Annotated in this window: 17 protein-coding genes; 12 read left to right on the top strand and 5 right to left on the bottom strand. The window is 62.7% G+C overall.

The window, feature by feature from the left end:
* The first annotated feature begins 96 nt into the window (after positions 1 to 96).
* From P3T20_RS28050 to P3T20_RS28025, 6 genes are all read left to right on the top strand, one after another.
* Complete coding sequence (locus P3T20_RS28050; RefSeq protein WP_074264802.1) at positions 97 to 1,041, top strand: DUF3800 domain-containing protein; 945 nt, start codon at positions 97 to 99, stop codon at positions 1,039 to 1,041.
* A gap of 213 nt (positions 1,042 to 1,254) precedes the next feature.
* Entirely contained in the window at positions 1,255 to 2,592 is a 1,338-nt protein-coding gene (rimO, locus tag P3T20_RS28045; protein ID WP_217272822.1) for a 30S ribosomal protein S12 methylthiotransferase RimO, read from the top strand.
* A gap of 3 nt (positions 2,593 to 2,595) precedes the next feature.
* Complete coding sequence (locus P3T20_RS28040) at positions 2,596 to 3,531, top strand: sugar kinase (RefSeq protein WP_074264800.1); 936 nt, start codon at positions 2,596 to 2,598, stop codon at positions 3,529 to 3,531.
* 142 nt (positions 3,532 to 3,673) lie between these two features.
* On the top strand, positions 3,674 to 4,858 hold the full coding sequence (gene bktB, locus P3T20_RS28035) for a beta-ketothiolase BktB (protein ID WP_074264799.1): 1,185 nt from the start codon (positions 3,674 to 3,676) through the stop codon (positions 4,856 to 4,858).
* A gap of 42 nt (positions 4,859 to 4,900) precedes the next feature.
* On the top strand, positions 4,901 to 5,542 hold the full coding sequence (locus P3T20_RS28030; protein WP_074264798.1) for a hypothetical protein: 642 nt from the start codon (positions 4,901 to 4,903) through the stop codon (positions 5,540 to 5,542).
* A 55-nt stretch (positions 5,543 to 5,597) separates the two neighbouring features.
* The gene (locus P3T20_RS28025; protein ID WP_074264797.1) at positions 5,598 to 6,782 is read left to right on the top strand and encodes a cystathionine beta-lyase; all 1,185 of its coding nucleotides are present in this window, start codon (positions 5,598 to 5,600) and stop codon (positions 6,780 to 6,782) included.
* Positions 6,783 to 6,855: 73 nt separating this feature from the next.
* Here P3T20_RS28025 and serB read toward each other — a convergent pair whose 3' ends face one another.
* Positions 6,856 to 7,695: a phosphoserine phosphatase SerB gene (serB, locus tag P3T20_RS28020; protein ID WP_074264796.1), complete on the bottom strand. Its 840-nt coding sequence runs from the start codon at positions 7,693 to 7,695 to the stop codon at positions 6,856 to 6,858.
* Between the two features lie 234 nt (positions 7,696 to 7,929).
* On the opposite strand from serB, the gene P3T20_RS28015 reads away from it, so the two are divergent.
* Genes P3T20_RS28015 through P3T20_RS28005 form a run of 3 tightly spaced genes read left to right on the top strand, consistent with a single transcriptional unit; the run spans position 7,930 to position 12,293 of the window.
* Positions 7,930 to 8,892: a Ku protein gene (locus P3T20_RS28015; protein ID WP_429288467.1), complete on the top strand. Its 963-nt coding sequence runs from the start codon at positions 7,930 to 7,932 to the stop codon at positions 8,890 to 8,892.
* Positions 8,893 to 8,913: 21 nt separating this feature from the next.
* Entirely contained in the window at positions 8,914 to 11,913 is a 3,000-nt protein-coding gene (ligD, locus tag P3T20_RS28010) for a DNA ligase D (protein ID WP_074264794.1), read from the top strand.
* A gap of 56 nt (positions 11,914 to 11,969) precedes the next feature.
* Entirely contained in the window at positions 11,970 to 12,293 is a 324-nt protein-coding gene (locus P3T20_RS28005; RefSeq protein ID WP_429288466.1) for a hypothetical protein, read from the top strand.
* A gap of 107 nt (positions 12,294 to 12,400) precedes the next feature.
* On the opposite strand, the gene P3T20_RS28000 is transcribed toward P3T20_RS28005, so the two are convergent.
* Positions 12,401 to 13,369 carry a LysR family transcriptional regulator gene (locus P3T20_RS28000; protein WP_074264793.1) on the bottom strand — a complete coding sequence of 323 codons (969 nt, stop codon included), beginning with the start codon at positions 13,367 to 13,369 and terminating at the stop codon, positions 12,401 to 12,403.
* A 162-nt stretch (positions 13,370 to 13,531) separates the two neighbouring features.
* On the opposite strand from P3T20_RS28000, the gene P3T20_RS27995 reads away from it, so the two are divergent.
* Positions 13,532 to 14,548, top strand: coding sequence for a zinc-binding alcohol dehydrogenase family protein (locus P3T20_RS27995; RefSeq protein ID WP_429288465.1), 1,017 nt, complete (start codon positions 13,532 to 13,534; stop codon positions 14,546 to 14,548).
* 161 nt (positions 14,549 to 14,709) lie between these two features.
* Positions 14,710 to 15,258, top strand: a complete 549-nt coding sequence (locus P3T20_RS27990; protein WP_074264791.1) for a DUF6013 family protein — start codon at positions 14,710 to 14,712, stop codon at positions 15,256 to 15,258.
* Positions 15,259 to 15,360: 102 nt separating this feature from the next.
* Here P3T20_RS27990 and P3T20_RS27985 read toward each other — a convergent pair whose 3' ends face one another.
* A complete protein-coding gene (locus P3T20_RS27985; protein ID WP_074264790.1) occupies positions 15,361 to 16,170 on the bottom strand; it encodes an ABC transporter permease in 810 nt (269 codons plus the stop codon).
* On the bottom strand, positions 16,167 to 16,880 hold the full coding sequence (locus P3T20_RS27980) for an ABC transporter ATP-binding protein (RefSeq protein WP_429288464.1): 714 nt from the start codon (positions 16,878 to 16,880) through the stop codon (positions 16,167 to 16,169). The genes P3T20_RS27985 and P3T20_RS27980 overlap by 4 nt, the downstream gene beginning before the upstream one ends.
* A gap of 108 nt (positions 16,881 to 16,988) precedes the next feature.
* On the opposite strand from P3T20_RS27980, the gene P3T20_RS27975 reads away from it, so the two are divergent.
* Positions 16,989 to 19,460 carry an AsmA family protein gene (locus P3T20_RS27975; RefSeq protein ID WP_429288463.1) on the top strand — a complete coding sequence of 824 codons (2,472 nt, stop codon included), beginning with the start codon at positions 16,989 to 16,991 and terminating at the stop codon, positions 19,458 to 19,460.
* A 114-nt stretch (positions 19,461 to 19,574) separates the two neighbouring features.
* Here P3T20_RS27975 and P3T20_RS27970 read toward each other — a convergent pair whose 3' ends face one another.
* Positions 19,575 to 20,075 carry a hypothetical protein gene (locus tag P3T20_RS27970; protein ID WP_074264787.1) on the bottom strand — a complete coding sequence of 167 codons (501 nt, stop codon included), beginning with the start codon at positions 20,073 to 20,075 and terminating at the stop codon, positions 19,575 to 19,577.
* Between the last annotated feature and the right edge of the window lie 313 nt (positions 20,076 to 20,388).

Here is a 20,388-nt window from a genome sequence, read left to right as displayed (position 1 = left end):
TCAATCAATCGTCGAACGGGGCAACCTGGCGACAAATACGGCGATACGCCGCCAAACAGCCGCTCAAAGCGGCTGTTTTCATTTCCGGGGGCAAAAGTGTCGTATATCTGTTACATCGACGAGGCAGGATGCAGTGCGCCTTTGCCCGCGAGGAAAACGGATATTCAGCCTTTGCTTGTAGTCGCAGGACTGGTCGTTCATCAAGAGGCGCTCCCGCTCCTCACGCGTGAGTTTCTCACGTTGAAGCGCACGTACTTCCCGGGGTCGTTCACTTCGCCTCATCTACTCGACGACGTGCGAGAAGAGGTCAAGGGCTCTGATCTTCGAAGTGCGATCCGGAAGAAAGGCCATAAAGCCCGAACGCAATTGCGGTTTATCGACGATACGTTGGGACTGCTTGAGCGCTACAGCTGTCGGGTTCTCGCGTCGGTCTGGATAAAGGGTGTAGCTATGCCGTTCAAGTCGCGCGAGACCTATACTCAATCGGTGCAGTATGCATGCAAGGCCTTCCAGTCGTTTCTGAAGCACAAGGACTCGCAAGGTTTTGTGATTGCCGACTTTAGGACTACGCAACTGAACGACCAGGTTGCGCATTCGATTTTTACTCAAAAGTACCGGGCGAAAGGCGATCCATTTGACCGTGTGATCGAGTTGCCGACGTTCGGTGTGAGTAACAACCACGTCGGTCTCCAGCTGACCGATGTCTTGTGCAGCGCGCTTATCTTCCCGATCGCGTCATCGGTTTACTGTTTTGGCCACGTCTCGGGAGTCCATGTGAATGGGCGCGATCTTGTCGCTCGTCGCCGCTACAGCAAGCGTCTGAAAAAGCTTCAATTTAAGGTCGACGCAGGTTGGAGCGTCTGGGTGTCCGACAAACACCAGAAGCGTTCGTCGGCCGATCTCTTTGTGGTGCCGCCAGTTCAGACTCCGGTCCATGTGCCGCTGCACGGCCTGGATGTCGAATGGCATGCGGCGGTGGACGCAGACGGAGTTGAGAAAGGCGACGACGAGGCAACGGCCAGCACGGCCGCATTAGCTTAGGCATCGTCGCGGCGGCCCGGCTTTACCGGGTGTTGCATTTCACAACCAACTTCAGCGTCGCGGTCATATTCCGACGAGGGGACGTCGAGGACACATGGCACGGTAGAATAGTGCCTTCGCGGCGCGGTGCGCCACGACCCCCACAAGTACGGTGTATCAGTGAAAAACCATTTGGAATCAAAGGCGAAGGCGGGATCTGCTCCTAAAATCGGCATGGTCTCCCTCGGCTGCCCGAAAGCGCTCGTCGACTCCGAGCAGATCATCACGCAACTGCGCGCCGAAGGCTACGAGATCTCGGGGACCTATGACGGCGCCGATCTGGTCGTGGTCAACACCTGCGGCTTCATCGACGAAGCGGTCCAGGAAAGCCTCGACGCCATCGGCGAGGCGCTGTCCGAAAACGGCAAGGTGATCGTCACCGGTTGCCTCGGCGCGAAGAAGAGCGCGAGCGGCTCAGGCCTGATCGAAGAGGTGCATCCGAAGGTGCTGGCCGTCACCGGTCCGCATGCGCTGGGCGAAGTGATGCAGGCGGTCCATAACCACCTGCCGAAGCCGCACGACCCGTTCGTGGATCTCGTGCCCGCTGCGGGCGTGAAACTCACGCCGCGCCACTACGCGTATCTGAAGATTTCCGAAGGCTGCAACCATCGCTGCACGTTCTGCATCATCCCGTCCATGCGCGGCGACCTCGTGTCGCGTCCGGTCGCTGACGTGATGCTTGAAGCTGAAAACCTGTTCAAGTCCGGTGTGAAGGAACTGCTGGTGATTTCGCAGGACACGAGTGCGTATGGCGTGGACGTGAAGTACCGCACCGGTTTCTGGAACGGCAAGCCGATCAAGACGCGCATGACCGATCTCGTCGGCGCACTCGGCGAACTGGCGGCGCAATACGGCGCCTGGGTGCGCCTGCACTATGTGTATCCGTACCCAAGCGTCGACGAAGTGATCCCGATGATGGCCGAAGGCCCGTTCAAAGGCCACGTGCTGCCGTACCTCGATGTACCGTTCCAGCACGCGCATCCCGAAGTGCTCAAGCGTATGAAGCGCCCGGCCAATGCCGAAAAAGTGCTTGAGCGCGTGCGCGCATGGCGCGAGATGTGCCCGGATCTGACCATCCGCAGCACGTTCATCGCCGGCTTTCCTGGTGAGACCGAAGAGCATTTCCAGACGCTGCTCGATTTCATCCGCGAAGCAGAACTGGATCGGGTTGGCTGCTTTGCTTACTCGCCGGTTGAGGGCGCCACGGCCAACGAACTGGACGGTGCGTTGCCCGACGAAGTGCGTGAAGAACGCCGCGCGCGTTTCATGGAAGTCGCCGAGGAAGTGTCGGCGAAGCGCATCGCCCGCAAGGTCGGCAAGACGCTGAAGGTGCTGGTCGATGAGATCAATACCGACGGCGGCATCGGCCGCACGGCAGCGGATGCGCCGGAGATCGACGGGGTCGTGTATATCGCGCCCACCACCAAGGCCTCGAAGCGCTACAAGGTCGGTGATTTTGTCTCGGTGAAGATCAGCGGTGCGGATGGCCACGATCTGTGGGGCGAGGTGTAAGCCATGCCTACGTCCGCGAGCCCGGCAGTCCTCGCGCTCGGCGAGGCAATGGTCGAATTCAACCAGGCGTCGAAGGACGAGCCGAACTATCTGCAGGGGTTTGGCGGCGACACCTCGAACTTCTGCGTCGCGGCTGCTCGTCAGGGTACGACGGCCGGCTTTGTGTCGGCAGTCGGCGACGATCATTTCGGGCGTCTGCTGCTCGATCTGTGGCAGTGCGAGTCGGTCGCTACGTCGATGGTGAAGGTCGATAGCCACGCGCCCACCGGCGTCTATTTTGTCTCGCACGGCCCGGACGGGCATCAGTTCGATTATCTGCGCGCCGGTTCGGCCGCGAGTCGTTACGCCCCACGGGATTTGCCGCTTGACGCGATTGCCGCGGCCCAGGTGGTGCATCTGTCCGGCATCAGTCTCGCCATCAGCGTAAGTGCCTGCGATGCTGCTCTCGCGGCCATCGGCCACGCTCGCGCGAACGGTGTGCGTGTCAGTTTCGATACCAACCTGCGTCTCAAGCTGTGGCCGCTCGCGCGAGCGCGTGCGGTGATGGCCGAAGCGATTCGCTACACGGATATCTGTCTCCCAAGCTGGGACGATGTCACGGAGCTGACGGGGCTCACTGGCCGCGACGAGATCGTCGATTATCTGCTGGCGCTCGGGCCCCGCGTGGTAGCGCTCAAGCTCGGCAAGCAGGGCGCTTATGTGGCCACGCCGGATGAGCGCCGCCTCGTGCCGGGTCACGTCGTGAACGCCGTCGATGCGACCGGTGCTGGCGATTGTTTCGGCGGTGCGTTTATTGCCCGCATCGTCGCGGGTGACGATCCGTTTGCCGCGGCGCGCTATGCCAACGTGGCGGCGGCATTGTCCACGCAAGGCTACGGCGCAGTGGCGCCGATTCCCCATCGTGCGGTGGTCGAGCAGGCGTTGGCCGAGGCTGTTTAAGGCGTCTCTCTCGCACGTATGCGCGTGATCTGCACGAGAGCACCTGGACGCGACGACAACGAACCAGGCGGTCCGCGACCGTCGTTGAAATAGTGGCAATCCAGATCACCATCAGTGAATCAGAGAGTAGGAGGAGCGAGCAATGCAACGGGACGTCGTAGTGATAAGCGGGGTACGGACGGCAATTGGCGACTTCGGTGGCAGCCTCAAAGACTTCTCGCCGACCGATCTCGGCGCACGCGTGGTGCGTGAGGTGTTGTCGCGTGCGAAGGTGTCGGGCGACGAAGTGGGCCATGTCGTGTTCGGCAACGTGGTTCACACCGAACCGAAGGATATGTATCTGGCCCGCGTCGCGGCGTTGAACGGCGGCGTCGCGCAGCATACGCCTGCGTTGACGGTGAACCGCTTGTGCGGTTCCGGTCTGCAGGCGATCGTCTCCGCCGCGCAGAGCGTGCTGCTCGGCGATGCGGATATCGCCATCGGCGGCGGCGCAGAAAACATGAGCCGCGCGCCGTATGTGATGCCCGCTGCGCGCTTCGGCCAGCGCATGGGCGATGCGCGTCTCGTCGACATGATGCTGGGCGCCCTCAACGATCCGTTCCAGGGCATCCACATGGGCGTGACGGCTGAGAACGTCGCGCAAAAATACGGCATCACGCGTGAAGCCCAAGATGCGCTCGCGCTCGAATCGCATCGTCGTGCCGCCCACGCTATCGCGAACGGGTATTTCAAGGAACAGATTCTGCCGGTCACGATTGCATCGAAGAAGGGTGACGTCGTGTTCGAACAGGATGAACACGTTCGCGTGAATCCGTCGGCGGAAGACTTTGCGAAGTTGAAGCCGGTGTTTGCGAAGGAAAACGGCTCGGTCACTGCCGGCAACGCGTCCGGTATCAACGACGCGGCCGCTGCGGTTGTCCTGATGGAGCGCAGCGTCGCGGAGCAGCGCGGTGTGCAGCCATTGGCACGTCTGGTCGCGTACGCGCACGCGGGCGTCGATCCGGCGTACATGGGTATCGGCCCGGTGCCGGCTACCCGCAAGGTGCTCGAACGGGCCGGCCTGACGGTCGCCGATCTCGATGTCATCGAAGCCAACGAAGCATTTGCCGCGCAGGCGTGCGCGGTCAGCAACGAACTTGGACTCGATCCCGCGAAGGTCAATCCGAACGGCTCCGGCATTTCGCTCGGCCACCCGATCGGCGCGACCGGCGCACTGATTACCGTGAAGGCGCTCTACGAACTGCAGCGCACTCGCGGGCGTTACGCGCTCGTGACGATGTGCATCGGCGGCGGCCAGGGCATCGCGGCGATCTTCGAGCGGATTTGACGCGAGGCGTAGCGCCTCGCCTCGTGCAACAGGAAAGGAACGATGCTGGAATCGAAAGCAATGAAGAATGCTGCCTCTTTGCGCGGCTGGGTCTCCGGTACTGCGGCGATGCTGCTGCTGGCCGGTGCGAGCGTCTTGATGCCTGCCCAGGTCTGGGCACAAAGCGATGCGGTCAAGGAGCTCGCCGCGCCGCCGCCGATCCAGTTGCCGCTCAAGCCGAGCCCGGAGTTTGCAAAGTTTCCGCGCCTGGTGGGCACGCTTGGCTCGCGCCAGATCGTGCTACGCCTCGGACCGAAGACCGACGATCCGTCGGGCGTGCATGGTGAATATCAGTACACCGACACGGGCGAAGTGATCCTGATCGCGGGGGATCGCGACGGCGATACCCTCGAAGTGGAAGAGTCGAACGACGGTACCCATATCACCGGCAACTGGGTTGGCAAGTTTGCTGCCGACGGTTCGGTGGCGGGCGACCGGATGAATGTCGACGATTCGGATCCGCAGCCGTTCGACTTGCGTCCGCTGGCTGCGGGACAACCTGTTCCTGCTGCAACTGCGCAAACGGCGCCGCCGGCCGCTGGCGGTGGTGCTGCCACCCCGGCCGCACCCGCCGCTCCGGCTGCCGCAGCCCCGAGTGGCGCGCATACGGTGAACGGGGTGAACAACCTGTCGACAGGCGACTAGGCGCTGTGTTGCGGCACGCGCTATCCGTTCTGTTTTGCCTCTACGCGAAATCACCATGACTCAATCCAAACCAAAGCGCAGCCTGCAAACCCGCATCGTGCGCGCTGAAGACCAGGTCACACCGGGCTTCGAATCGCTATCGGTGCCGGTGGCGCGCGCATCGACGGTCGTGTTTCCCGATCTCGCCGCGATGCGGGCGTGCGACTGGCGCAACGACGGCCAGTGGCGCTACGGCCTGCATGCGACGCCGACCTCCCTCGTGCTGGCGCAGCGGCTCGCCGCGATCGAAGGCGGCAATCATGCGCTGTTGCAGCCGTCGGGACTGTCGGCGATCTCCAACGTCTACTTTGGCCTCGTCAAGGCGGGCGACGACGTCCTGATCCCCGACAACGTGTATTCGCCGAACCGTGAGCACGGCGATTGGCTGGCGCGCGATTTCGGCATTACGGCACGTTATTACGACCCGTTGATCGGCGCGGGGATTGCGGACCTGATCCAGCCCAATACGCGCCTGATCTGGCTCGAAGCGCCGGGCTCGGTGACGATGGAAGTGCCCGACATCCGGGCGATCACTGCGGCAGCGCGTGCCCGCAACGTCATCACGGCAATCGACAATACCTGGTCCGCTGGACTGGCGTTCCGTCCGTTCGATCATGGTGTCGATATCTCGCTTCAGGCGCTGACCAAGTATCAGTCGGGTGGTGGCGACGTGCTGATGGGCGCGACCATCACGGTGGATCGTGACGTGCATCTGAAGCTGAAAGCGGCGCGCATGCGCATGGGCATCGGCGTCTCCGCGGACGACTGCTCGCTGATTCTGCGCAGCCTGCCCAGCATGCGGGTGCGTTTCGAGCAGCATGACCGCAGCGCGCTCGCGCTTGCGAAGTGGCTGAAGACACGTCCTGAGATTGCGGCGGTGCTGCATCCGGCATTTGCCGATTGTCCGGGACACGAGGTCTACGAACGCGATTTCACGGGCGCGGGCGGACTGTTTTCGGTCGTGTTCGACGGCCGCTACACGCCGGCGCAAATCGACACGTTCTGCGAGTCGCTCGAGCTGTTTTCGATCGGCTGGAGCTGGGGTGGGGCGCACAGCCTCGTGGTGCCGTACGACATCGCTTCGATGCGGACGGCGGCGCAGTGGCCGCATCAAGGCACGTTAGTGCGCTTCTATATCGGGCTGGAGGAAGAGGCCGATCTGCGCGCGGATATCGAGCAGAGTTTGAGTACGTTGGCCTAGGTATCGCTTGCTGAGAATGAAGCGTTCTTTTTAAGAATCGCCGCACTTACCGCGTTGCGACGTCTTAAGCAGCTCAAAACAACCGCAACACCCCATCCAGCCCAACGTGGTTAAACGCGACGCTGGCCGCTTCGCGCACCACTGGCTTCGCACGAAATGCGACCGATAGCCCGGCCTCGGCCATCATTTTCAGGTCGTTCGAACCGTCGCCCATCGCGATCGCCCGGTTCGGATCTATGCCTAGCTTGGCACAGGTCTCACGCAGCGTACGCGCCTTGACGTCGGCGTTCACGATCTCGCCTGTTACTTTGCCGGTCAGTTTGCCGTCGACGATTTCGAGCGTATTCGCGTGCGAGAAATCGAGGCCCAGGCGGGCCTTCAGCCTGTCCGTGAAGAACGTGAAACCGCCGGACACGAGCAACGTTTTCAGACCCGCTGCCTTTGCCCCGGCGAGCATCTGTTCAGCTCCCGGCGAGAGACGCAGCCGTTCGTCGTACACGCGTTCCAGCGCGCTGGCGTCGAGGCCCTTGAGCAGCGCTACCCGGCGCGTGAGGCTTTCGTTGAAGTCCTTGATTTCGCCGCGCATCGACGCCTCGGTGATCGCCGCGACCTCGGCTTTCAGCCCGCAGAAATCGGCGATTTCGTCGATGCATTCGATTGTGATCAGCGTCGAATCCATATCCATTGCCACCAGGCCGAAGTCGCGCAAGTGCCGGTTGGGTTCGACAAACGCGAAGTCTAGCGAGTGCGTGTCGCAGTAAACCTCGAGATCGGCGCGCTGGGCGGGGTTGGCGTCGGCAATGCGGATGGCGTACGCATCGATGACGGTGGCGCGCGAGCCACGCGCAAGCGCGATGAGTGTCTTATGATGATCGGCGGACAACGGCGCGGGGCTTTGGATGACGAGGTTCATGTCGACGCAGGAAGGAGCGCGCGGCGCGCGCGGAAAATCTGGCTATTGTAACGGGTCGGCGCAGGCCGCCCGCGGCGCCGCCCGACCGTAGCTTTTGCCGATCTTACGCAAGAGTTACAGGGCGCCCAGAGAGGTGCCGCCGGGCCGCACGGGCACTGGCGCGGCCCACCACGGCCGTGCCTCCGTGGCACGCTTGCTGCTTCGTCAAAGATCCCGGCCTTTGTGGAGCGCACGATGTCACACATGATCTGGAAAGGCGCGATCAGCTTCGGCCTCGTGCACGTGCCGGTACAACTGTATCCGGCCACGCAGTCGGAAAAAGTCGGCTTCAATCTGCTCGACAAGCGGTCCATCGATCCCATCGGCTACCGGCAGATCAACAAGCGGACCGGCAAGGAAGTCACGCGCGATAACATCGTCCGCGGCTTCGAGTACGAGAAGGATAAGTACGTTGTCCTGTCCGATGACGAAATCCGCTCGGCGAATCCGGAGTCGACGCAAACCGTCGATATCCTCGCGTTCGTCGAAGCCCCCGAGATTTCGTTTCTCTATCTCGACACTCCATATTTTCTGGCGCCCGACCGCAAGGGCGAGAAGGTTTATGCGTTGCTGCGCGAGGCACTGAAGGCGTCCGGCAAGATCGGCGTCGCGAACGTGGTATTGCACAACAAGCAGCATCTGGCGGCGCTGATTCCGGTTGGGCCGGTTCTTGCGCTCAACACACTGCGCTGGGCCGACGAAGTGCGCGACTACAATGAATTGAAGTTGCCGTCCGAGGACCCGAAGAAGGCGGGAGTGACCGCGCGCGAACTCGATATGGCGAAAAAGCTGATCGACGACATGAGCGACAGCTGGGACCCGTCGACCTATCACGACACGTTCCGCGACGACATCATGGCGCTCGTCGACCGCAAGGTTCGGGCGGGCAAGACCGAAGAGGTCACCGACGTAGAAACTCCCAAGGAATCGCGTCAGTCGGCCGAGATTCTCGATCTGTCGGACCTGCTCAAGCGCAGCCTCGGACGTGGCAAGGGCAAAACGCGAGGGCGAGTGTCCGCGGCGCAGGACGATGATGCGGAGGAGGCGGCCGAGCCGCCACGCCGCAAGACTGGCACGACGCGCCGCGCGGCTAGCACCGGCGCGCGCGCGGCGGCTTCGCGCAAAGAAGCTGCGTCGCGCAAGCGTAGCGCTGCGTAAGCCTGTCTTTAAAGCACTGCTATGGCCGACCGCCTTGATCCCTATCACCGCAAGCGCCGCTTCGACGAGACACCCGAGCCGTCAGGCAAGGGCGCCCCGAAGGTTGCGCGCCGCAAGGCGTCGTCGGCCGGACAGGCGCACGCGCTGTCCTATGTGATTCAGGAGCATGACGCGCGCCGCCTTCACTACGACTTTCGCCTGGAACTCGATGGCACGCTGAAGTCCTGGGCGGTGCCTAAAGGACCGAGCCTGGACCCGTCGGTAAAGCGGCTGGCCGTGCATGTGGAAGATCACCCATTGGAATACGGGTCGTTCGAAGGTGAGATACCGCCCGGCAATTACGGTGCAGGTTCCGTAATCGTATGGGATCGCGGCACGTGGGAACCGGACGGGGGCCTCAAGCACGCGCACGAGGCCTATCGGGCAGGCAAGCTCAAGTTCACGTTGGCTGGCGACAAGCTCCAGGGCGGCTGGATGCTGGTACGCAGCCATATGCGTGGAAGTGGGGACAAGGAGCAATGGCTGCTGATCAAGGAACGCGACGACGCGGCCCGCAGCGAGGCGGATTTCGATGTGCTCGCCGAGCGTCCTGGCAGTGTGCTCGATGCTCCGGCGGCGTCTCGCTCACGCAACGGCGTGGCGCGCAAAGCCGCGGCTGGAAAAACGGGCGGGAAGACGGCAGTGGGAAAGACGGCAGAGAAGCATGCCGTAGACACGCACACCTCAGCCAAACGAGCCACCCGCGCCAGCAAAACAACTACCGCGGGGCGGAAATCCACCTCGCAAGCGCATGCGGCCGACCCGACAAAAACCGATATCGTCGCCAACCGCAGCGCGGAGTCGCTCCGCACGCTAGCGGCATCGCCGGCAATCAAGGGCGCGGCGAAAGCCAGCTTGCCCGCCACGCTCAAGCCGCAACTGGCGACACTGGTCGACGCCGCCCCGCCTGGCGACGAATGGTCGTACGAGATCAAGTTCGACGGTTACCGGGTACTGGTGCGCATCGATCATCGCGCCTCGAAGCATCCTGTACGCATCGATACGCGCGCCGGCAACGACTGGAGCGCGAAATTCAGCAAACAGGTCGACGCGCTGGCGCAACTCGAACTCGAGAGCGCATGGCTCGATGGCGAAGCAGTCGTGCTCGATCACAACGATGTGCCGAACTTCCAGGCACTCCAGAATGCGTTCGATGCAAACCGGCCGCAAGACATTGTGATCTATCTGTTCGACGTCCCGTATCTGAACGGCTACGACCTGCGTGCCGTGCCACTGGTACAACGCCGCGCCATTCTGCACGCGCTGCTGGAGGGCACGGACGAGCGGGTTCTGCGCTTTTCCGAGGACTTCGCCTTCAGCGCGGAGGAACTGCTGAAAAGCGCCTGCGACATGGCGCTCGAGGGGATCATCGGCAAACGGCGTGACAGCCATTACGCGTCGGGCCGCACGTCGACCTGGATCAAACTCAAGTGCCGGCGTCGTCAGGAATTCGTGATTGGTGGCTACACGGAGCCTGCGGGCAGCCGGGCGGCGTTTGGCGCGTTGCTGCTCGGCGTGCACGATAGCAAAGGCAAACTGCAGTACGCGGGCCGGGTCGGCACGGGCTTCGATGCGGCGCTGCTGCGTTCGGTGAAGAAGGAACTCGATGTGCTCGAGACCTCACGCATGCCGTTCGCCAGTGTGCCTCGCGAACGCAGTCGCACGCCCGTTCACTGGGTCAAACCGTCGCTCGTGTGCGAGTGCAATTTCGCGGAGTGGACCGACGAGCGCATCGTGCGGCAGGCGTCGTTCGTGAGCTTGCGAAATGATAAACCGGCGCGGCAGATCGTCAGGGAAACGCCGCGCGAAGGAGCCGATGTGCAACCGAACCCAACCGAGCGTTCTGCCAATACAACCGCGAAACCGGGTGCAGCGGGAAAACGCACCGTGAAGCAGGACGCGGCAGGGAACAGCGCAACGTCTAAAGCCACAGCGTCCAAGGCTGAAACGTCAGAGGCTGCAACATCCAAAGCTGCCGCGTCCAAGGCTGAAACGTCCAGGACGGCAACGCCCAAAGCCGCGGCGTCCAAGACCGCACCGGCCCGCGCATCTCGCGGCAAGAAGACCCCTGCAGCCGACGAGCCGTCATCGATCGCCGGCGTGCGGATCTCTCACCCAGACCGCGTCATCGACAAACAGACCGGCGCCCGCAAGATCGATCTCGTGCAGTACTATGAATCGGTTGCTGACTGGATGCTGCCGCATCTGAAGGATCGGCCGGTCTCGCTGGTGCGCGCCCCGGAGGACATCGGCGGCGAGCTGTTCTTCCAGAAGCATAGCCAGAAGCTGGCGATTCCGAACGTCACCCAGCATCCGGGCCTCGATCCTGGCCATCCACCGCTGATCTCGGTCGACACGATAAAGGCGCTAATCGGCGCGGCGCAGATGGGCACAGTCGAGCTGCATACGTGGAACGCGCTCGCTTCGAACATCGAAAAGCCTGACCGGATGGTGTTTGATCTCGATCCGGACCCGGCGCTCGGCTGGGACAAGATGATCGAAGCCGCTCAACTGACCCGCACGCTGCTTGATGAACTCGGTCTCGAATCGTTCTGCAAAACAAGTGGCGGCAAAGGCTTGCATGTCGTCGTGCCGCTCGCGAAGCAGGCTGGCTGGGACGAGGTGAAGGCGTTTTCGCAGGCCGTCGCACAACACATGGCGGCCACGCTGCCCAAACATTTCGCCGCGAAGATGGGTCCGCAGAACCGCAAGCGCAAGATCTTCGTCGATTACCTGCGCAACAACCGCGGCTCGAGCACCGTGGCCGCTTTTTCCGCACGCGCACGACCTGGCCTTGGCGTCTCCGTACCGCTCGCGTGGGACGAGGTTGCCGGCACCACAGCCGGCGATCAATGGACCATTGCCAACCTGCACGAACGGCTTGAGTCGCTGCGGCAAGACCCTTGGGCGGATTACGCGAAGACGCGGCAACGCATCACTGCCGCAATGAAGAAGCGCCTCGATGGCGCGAAATCCGATTGAGCCGGCGGACGCTTATGCGCCGGCGCAGTCAAAACCAACTGGAACGGGAGGACACGATGAAGACATCACCCCAAGTGTCGCAAGCGGGCGGCAAGCAACAAAAGCACGGCAAGAGCGCTGACCCGCACGCGAGTCAGGACGCCCGTTCGTTGCAGGATGAGGCCGCTCCGTTGCCGCACGAAACCGATCAAACTTCGGAGTCGCAACACGAGGACGATCCGCGTCGTGTCGGCAAGCAGGCCCATAGCGATCTGCAGCGCGGCCTGAAGGACACGGACCGGCGCGGTGGCGACGAGTATCAGCAGAAGACGCAGAACGATGCGCACAGCAATGCGAATTCCAGCGGCAAAGTTAAGTCTGGCGCGGGCAACAAGCACTAAGCGTGGGTATTGAATGAAGGGAATGAAGGCCGGTTCTGCGCCAGTGCACGCCGCCGGTATGCGTATTGGAGGCGAGCGTTGCTGCGCGGTGCAACGCTTTCCGGGTCTCAGGACCCAGCGTCTGCCTCACGCGGCTCGAGATCCCAATACGGCGGATCGCCGAAGTGCTCTGCCAGAAAGTCGATAAACGCCAACGTCTTGGGCGGCACGAATGCGCGGCTCGGATAGACGCCCCAGATCGCCACCGTCTCGGCGAGCGGATAGCTGTCGAGAATCGTCACCAGTTTGCCGCTGCGCAGGTAAGGCGCGACATCCCATGTCGATTTCAACGCAATGCCGAAGCCGGCCAGCAAGGCGTCGCGGATGACCTCGCCGTTATCGGTGGCGAGGCGCCCGCTGACGCGCACATCGATCGGCCCCGCCGGCGTCTCGAAAGCCCACGTATGCTGGTCCGACAGAATCACGCATTCGTGTTGCACGAGATCAGCCGGATGATGCGGCGTGCCGTGCTCCGCCAGATAAGCGGGTGCGCAGCAGATGACGCGCCGGTTCACCGCCAGACGTTTTGCCACCAGCGTCGAATCCTTCAACGCGCCAAGCCGGATTGCCAGATCGACCCCGGCGTCGACGAGATCGACGATATGGTCGGAGAGGCGCAGATCGACGCTCACACCCGGATAGCGGCGCAGAAATTCGGGGATCACTGGCGAAACATGCTGGCGTCCAAACGACGATGTCATCGACACCCGCAGACGCCCCTGCGGCTCGGTTTGCGCCCGGCCAACCGAGGCGCGGGCGGCGGCCGCGGCGTCGAGCAGCGTCTGGGCGCGCATCATGAAAACCTCGCCGTCCTGCGTCAGGCTGATGCGGCGGGTGGTCCGATGCAGCAGACGCGCGCCGAGCAGCCTTTCGAGCTGCCCGAGCCGGGCGCTTGCCACCGCCGCCGACAAACCGAACTCGCGCCCGGCCGCCGATACATTAGCCAGCAGCGCAGCCCGCACGAACAGCGCGACGTCGAGCAGATCGAGCCGTTCGCGCTCATTGACGGCAGATGGCGGAGAGGCAGCAGACGTCATTATTCCGAATTTCAAGAAAATGTTTAAGCCATTATGCCTGTTCTGAAAGAGGAAGGATCGTCCTAAGATAGCAACCAGTCGATCGATGCCGGGCCGCCCACGGCACCCGCGTCGAAGCGAATGTTTAACCCCGTCTAATCGATGAACGAATCAGGAGTTGCCATGAAAGCTGTCGGTCTTTATCGCTATTTGCCCGTCGACCATCCCGAAGCGCTGCTCGACGTCGAGCTTCCCAAGCCGGAAGCCAGCGGCCGTGACCTGCTCGTAAAGGTCGAGGCGATCTCCGTGAACCCGGTCGATTACAAGGTGCGCTCGCCGAAAGACACGGTCGAGAAAGCGCCACGCGTGCTCGGCTGGGACGCGGCGGGAACGGTGGCGGCAGTCGGCCCCGAAGTGACGCTTTTCAAGGTCGGCGATCCGGTGTTCTATGCAGGGAGCATTACCCGGCCGGGCGCGAACAGCGAGTATCACCTCGTCGACGAACGCATCGTCGGCCACAAACCGGCTTCGCTCGACTTCAGCCACGCCGCGGCGTTGCCGTTGACCGCGATTACCGCGTGGGAGGCGCTGTTCGATCGGCTCGGCGTGTCGCCGCAAGGCGCGGATAAGGGGCGCTCGGTGCTGATCATCGGCGGCGCGGGCGGGGTGGGTTCGATCGGTATTCAACTGGCGAAGCAGCTCGCCGGACTGACCGTGATTGCGACAGCCTCGCGTCCGGCGTCGGCAAAGTGGGCGACCGAGCTGGGCGCGGATCACATCGTCGATCATTTCGGCGACATGCCGGCGCAGTTGAAGGAGATCGGTTTCGAGCAGGTGGACTACGTGTTGATTTTCAACGACACGGACAAGCACTTCCCGGCGGCAGCCGCGGTGATCAAACCGCAGGGCGGTATTTGTACGATCGTTGAAAACAGCAAGCCGATTGCGGTCGAGTTGCTGAAGGCGAAGAGCGCCGCGTTCCATTGGGAATTCATGTTCACGCGTTCGATGTTCGGTACGCCCGACATGATCGAACAGCACAAGCTGCTGACCGAAGTAGGCCGTCTCGTCGACGCGGGCACGCTGCGCACGACGGTCGGCGAGGACCTCGGCAAGATCAATGCGCAGAACGTGCGGCGCGCGCATCAATTGCTGGAAGAAGGCCGGGCAATCGGCAAGCTCGTGTTGACCGGCTTCTAGGCATATCTAAGCCAAGGGACGCGCTTAACGCAAGCGGGTTAACACCCAATCCGCGCGAAGCGTTTTTGGGTCCGCTTGGCGGTAGACTGGCAGGGCTCCATGCAAAGTCGCTGCGCGTCTCGCGACGCGAGCGTGCAGCGGCACAACGACGAGGTGACCGTATGAGCCCCTGCTTCAGACTCTCCGCCGTGTCTATGGTCGCATCTCTTGCCTGCGCTCTGGTGCCGGCGGCCCATGCCGTCACGCCGATCACGGTGACTTCGCAAGCCGCGACGGATGGACCGATCCGCTACACCGTCAAGGTCACTTCGAAGGAATTCGGCAACGTGCAGGAAACCCGCACGATCCGCTCCGGCGAGTCCGATGACTTCACGTGGAAGACCGTGCCGCCTGGCGGCGCGGTCGCGGCGACGGATCAGTGTCCCGACTACACGTCGTATCCCCTTGATAGCAACGGCGCGGTGCTGCGGCAAACGCAGATCCGCTTTGCGCCGGTGGTCGCCAATGACGGTACGGCAACCGTGCAACTGAGCTTCCAGGCATTGGCGCCACACGGCACCAAGAACGTGACCAACGCCGGCAAGACGCTCAAGTGTCCGAACGATGTCAGGCTCAGTCAGATTGTGCGTTTTAGCATGCCCACCAACGGCAGTGCGAAGACGCTGACCTTGAGCGATGGAACCCAGGTCGTGGTGTCGGCGAAGCGCTGAACGGTTGAGTGATCAGCGCTTCGGTGGCATATATGATGCGCTGTGCATGCGCCGCCTATGTGCGCTGCATGCAGTGGATCAAACGCCACGGCAAGGCAAGCATCAGCGCCGCCTGGTCGCCGCTCGTTCCATCAATCGAGATGCCAAAAACCGGTGATCCGCTGAAAACAGCCGCCGATAAGTCAGCAGCACGGCCAGCACAGTACCGAGCGCCGACGACGCCGCGATCAGAAACATGATCACGATCTGATAGCGGACAGCCTGCAGCGGCGACTGGCCGGCGAGCACCTGACCGGTCATCATGCCGGGCAGGCTGACGATGCCTACCACTGCCATCTGGTTGAGCGTCGGAATCATCCCTGCACGCACCGCCTGCCGCGCCGGCGCCTGGGCAGCTTCCCAACGGGTGGCGCCAAGCGCGAGCGCCATGTCCACGCGATCGCGCCGCGCAGTCAGCTCTTCGGTCATCCGTTCGATGCCAAGCGACACCCCCGTGAGCGTATTGCCGAGGATCATGCCGAGAATCGGAATCGCATATTGAGGCTCGTACCACGGGCGAATGCGGATCACGACGAACAGACCCACGGCAGCCACCAGCCACGAGCTGACCCAGATCGATACGATGCTGTCGACGCGCTGCCCGGTATAGGTGCGTGCGCCGCGTTGCGCGCCTGCGAATCCGGCGATGAGGGTCATCGCCACCATCAACGGCAGCACGACAAACCAGCGGTCGAACTGGAACACCCAGCCGAGCACATAACCGATCGCCAGCAACTGAACCACGGTGCGCACCGCGGCCCAGGCGAGCTTGCGTTCGAGGTCCAGCTTGAGCGCCACCGACACCGCGCCGTTCACCACGATCAGCAGCGCGGCGATCGCCACATCCCACAGGCTGAGGTTTTGCAGGTTCATTGGGCTGGTTCCTCATTGGCATCTCTCGGTGCTGCGGCTTCATCGAGAACGCCGCCGCGCATGGTCAGGTGACGCTCGCTCATGCGTTTTGCCTGGGCCGGATCGTGCGATACCCACACCGATGCGCGCGGCTGCCGGTCGTCGGCGAACCACGCTTTGACGAGACCTTCGATAGCGTGCGACGACTCGGGATCGAGCGAGGCCGTCGGCTCGTCGAGCAGCAAGACCTCCGGGTCGAGTTGCAGCACACGGATCAGCGCCGCGATCTGCGCTTCGCCGCCCGACAGATCGCTCGCGCGTTTGTCGAGAAAGTCGTTGCCTCGACCCGCCTGCGCCGCCAGCGAAGCGGCCCGTGTGCGATCGAACTGCACATCGCGATACGCCTTGAGCGAGAACGGGTAGCGCAGGTTGTCCTCGACCGTGCCGTCGAGAATCGCGGGCCGTTGCCGGATATAGGCGACATTGCGGCGGTAGCGCGGGATCGCCGCGCGTTCGACGGGTTTGCCGTGCCAGGCAATGTGTCCGCTGTTAAGCGGATCGAGCAGCGCGAGCGCGCGCAGAAACACGCTCTTGCCCGAACCCGACGGGCCGGTGATGGCGACCCGGTCGCCTGCGTACAGCGTGAAACGGGTTTGACGCAGGAGTATCTGACCGCTCAGCGGATCGCGTCTGGAGATGTCCACGGCGTCGATGAGAGGAGTGTCGGTCATGTTTGAATTGGGTTCATAGGTACAATGCGCGTCCCCGTGCCTGATGCACAGTGAACCGGGCATGTTATCTGCTGTCCGATAAGCAAATTGAGAAGAATGGAGTGACTCATGGCAGTGTCGAGCACGATCGGCGGACGAATCGGCAAGATCATCGCATGGCTCCTGGCAGTCATCGTTGTCCTGATCGCTGCATTGGCGATTTTTATCCTGACCTTCGACTGGAATCGCGCGCGTCCCTGGGTGGACCAGAAAGTCAGCGACGCGATAGGCAGGCAGTTTGTCATCGAGGGCGATCTGAAAGTCGGCTGGCGCCATCCGGTGGGTGAGACGGGCTGGCGCGGCTGGGTGCCCTGGCCACGATTTTCGGCGGCCAATATCACGATAGCCAATCCCGACTGGACCAAACAGCCGCACTTCGCCACGCTCGACGAGATCGACTTCGAAGTCGCGGTGCTGCCGTTGCTCGCGCATGACATTGTGATTCCGGCGATCAATCTGGTGAATCCCTCGGTTGACCTCGAACGGGTGCTCGACGGGCGCAATAATTGGACGTTCAAACTGCAGTCATCTGCTGGGCCGTCGGAATGGAAGCTGGAACTGCACGACATTGCATTCGCCAAGGCCAACATTGCCTATTCGGACGAGCAGAAGAAGACCGACATGCAGGTCGTGGTCGATACGCTTGGCCAGCCGATCCCGATCGGCGACGTGATGAAACAACAGGAAGCGGCCTCCCGTAAGGACTCCGCACAGGTGGTTGGCAAGGAGGGGGCGAGCAAGCTGACCGCTCAGGCGAATGCGATCACCGCTTCGGAGGCGACGGCGGCGTCGGCGGCTGCGGAGGCGTCGTCTACGGGCTCGGCCTCGGCTGCTGCGCAGGCCTCTGCCGCGACAGCGGGAAGCGGCGGCTCGAGCGCGTCGGCGGCCGGCCGTCCTGGGGCGGGTGAAGCGACCATGACATCGGTCGCGTCTGCGCCGATCAATCCTGCCAGCAGCGTAGGCATCGGCGCCAAGCCTCCGGTTCCGCCGTACGCCCTGGGCTGGACCGCCAAGGGGTCGTACAACCACACGCCCGTATCGGGCACCGGCAAGTTAGGCGGCCTGCTGGCGCTGCAGGACGTGAACCGGCCGTTCCCGCTGCAGGCCGACGTCAAGGCCGGCGACCTGCATGTGGCGCTGGTCGGCACGATCACGGATCCGGCCCATCTTGCTGCCGTCGATTTACGTCTGTGGCTGCAGGGCACCAGCATGGCGCATCTGTATTCACTGACGGGCGTGACATTGCCGGACACGCCGCCTTATGCCACTGAAGGGCGCCTCGTAGGCAATTTCAAGCAGGACGGCAACGTCTTCAAGTATGAAAATTTTACAGGCCGGGTGGGCGGCAGCGACCTGAACGGCTCGCTGACCTATACGGCTCGCGAGCCAAGGCCGCTACTGCAGGGTGAGCTTGTATCGAACCTGCTGCAATTCTCCGATCTCGCCCCGGTGATCGGCGCCGATTCGAACGCCAGCAAAGCCAAGCGTGGCGATGCGACCAAACAGCCGTCCAACAAGGCCCTGCCGGTCGAGGAGTTCCGTACGGACCGCTGGAAAGCGATTGACGCCGACGTCAAATTCACCGGCCGGCGGCTCATCAAGAATCCGGATCTGCCGATTACCAACCTTTACACCCACGTCGTGATGACGGACGGCGTGCTCTCGCTGGTACCGCTCTCGTTCGGCGTGGCAGGCGGCACGCTCTCATCGGACATTCATCTGGACGGCAGCACGACGCCGTTGAAGGGCCGTTTCTCGACCGCGGCGCGCCACCTGAAACTCAAGCAACTGTTCCCGAACTTCAAGACGATGCAAAGCGCACTCGGCGAAGTGAACGGCGATGCCGCGCTTTCGGCGACCGGCAATTCGCCGGCGGCGCTCGCCGGAACCGCGAATGGCGAAGTGAAGGCGCTGGTCACTGACGGCACGGTGAGCCGCTTGCTGATGGAGGCCGCTGGCCTGAACGTGGCCAACGTGGTCTACGAAAAGCTGTTCGGCACGGCTGACGTCAAGATCAATTGCGCCGCAGCGGACTTCGTCGCGACCGATGGCGTGCTCAATCCGCGAGTCTTCGCGCTGGATACGGACGACGCGGTGATCGACATCGACGGTAACGTCAATATGCGGGACGAGACAATGGACCTGGGCGTGCATCCGCACACGAAGGGCTTCCGGGTATTTTCGCTGCGCTCGCCGCTATACGTGAAAGGCACCTTCAAGGATCCTCACGTCGGCGTGAATGCGACGGCATTGGCGCTGCGCGGTGGCGCAATGGTCGGCCTCGGCCTGATCAACCCGTTTGCCGCGCTGATCCCGCTGATTGCGCCGAGCAATAACAAGCCGCTGCCCTGCAATCAATTGCTGGCGGCCGAGCGCGCGCAGCCTACTGCGCCGGCGCCGGGGCAGAAGGAAAAGGCGCGTGCGCCGATATCGCTGGACGGGAATGCTTCGGCTCCGGCCGCGGCAAGCAGCGCAAGCAAGGCTGCCAGGCCGGCGGCCGCGTCACCGGCGAATGGCGGTGCCTTGTACAAGGGGAGCTAGGCAGGAGACAGGTGTGCGGGAAGGGCAGTATCAGCGCACAAGGAAAGCAGGCGGGCTCATGAGAGCATGAGCCCGCGGCTTATCTTATCGCCGCATAACAGAATCAGAAGAGACTCAGCGCAATGAGCGCGGCGTCGCATCGCCAGCGGCATCCTGGCGCCGTACACCGCGACGTGGACCGCCTACCGCCGCACGGGTGGCGCCGAACTCCGGGAGAATCCGGCCGCGGGCGCGGCTGGCAAATACGAGGAAGCCGAAGCCGTCCGCTTCGTACCAGTAACCGCCGTTTTCCAACCCGTCGAGCGGCTGTTCCAGGGCATTGGCAATTGATTCAATGCAACGCCGGCGCAGTTCGGCAGGCGCCGGGTAGGGCGGCTGCGCACCGCGCACGCTGCATAGGAGGACGTCGAGACCTGGCAGCACATGGGCGTACAGCACTGGCTCATCTTGTGCGCGAGCCCGCGCGATCTTGGTGTCGAGCTGGCCGAACGGTTTGAAGTGCCGTAGCACGGCGAGGAACGACTCATCGCCGTCCACCTTCGCGCGCCGACGCTTTTTCGGGAAGGACATAAAAATTCGCCTGAAAAAGAATTGCAAGAAACGCAGCGTCCTCATGCGACCACTCCCGGCTTCGCGCCGCCGCACGTCGATCTTTTATAGCATACGAAAATGCCAGATTCACGGTGATTCGACGATCAGTCTGCCTCACACCCATCCGCACGAATCGTGCCGAATCGCCTTGCCGCGCGCTTTCGCATCCCCAGCATCAGTCTCTAACTTCTGTCTCAATGATAGACGCAGGTGCCCTGTAAGGGAGAGCCTCGCCATTAAAAAAACACATTTTTATGTTGTCCAGCGCTTCCATGGCGGCAGATTGAAATATCTCGGGTTCGCGTCGATAATGACCCGGTTCCGCTACGGCGGTTCG

This window comes from Paraburkholderia sp. GAS206C, from assembly GCF_050435645.1.
Taxonomy (GTDB): domain Bacteria; phylum Pseudomonadota; class Gammaproteobacteria; order Burkholderiales; family Burkholderiaceae; genus Paraburkholderia; species Paraburkholderia phenazinium_B.
Note: the sequence above shows the minus strand (reverse complement) of the source record. Positions and strands in the feature narration are given on the sequence as shown.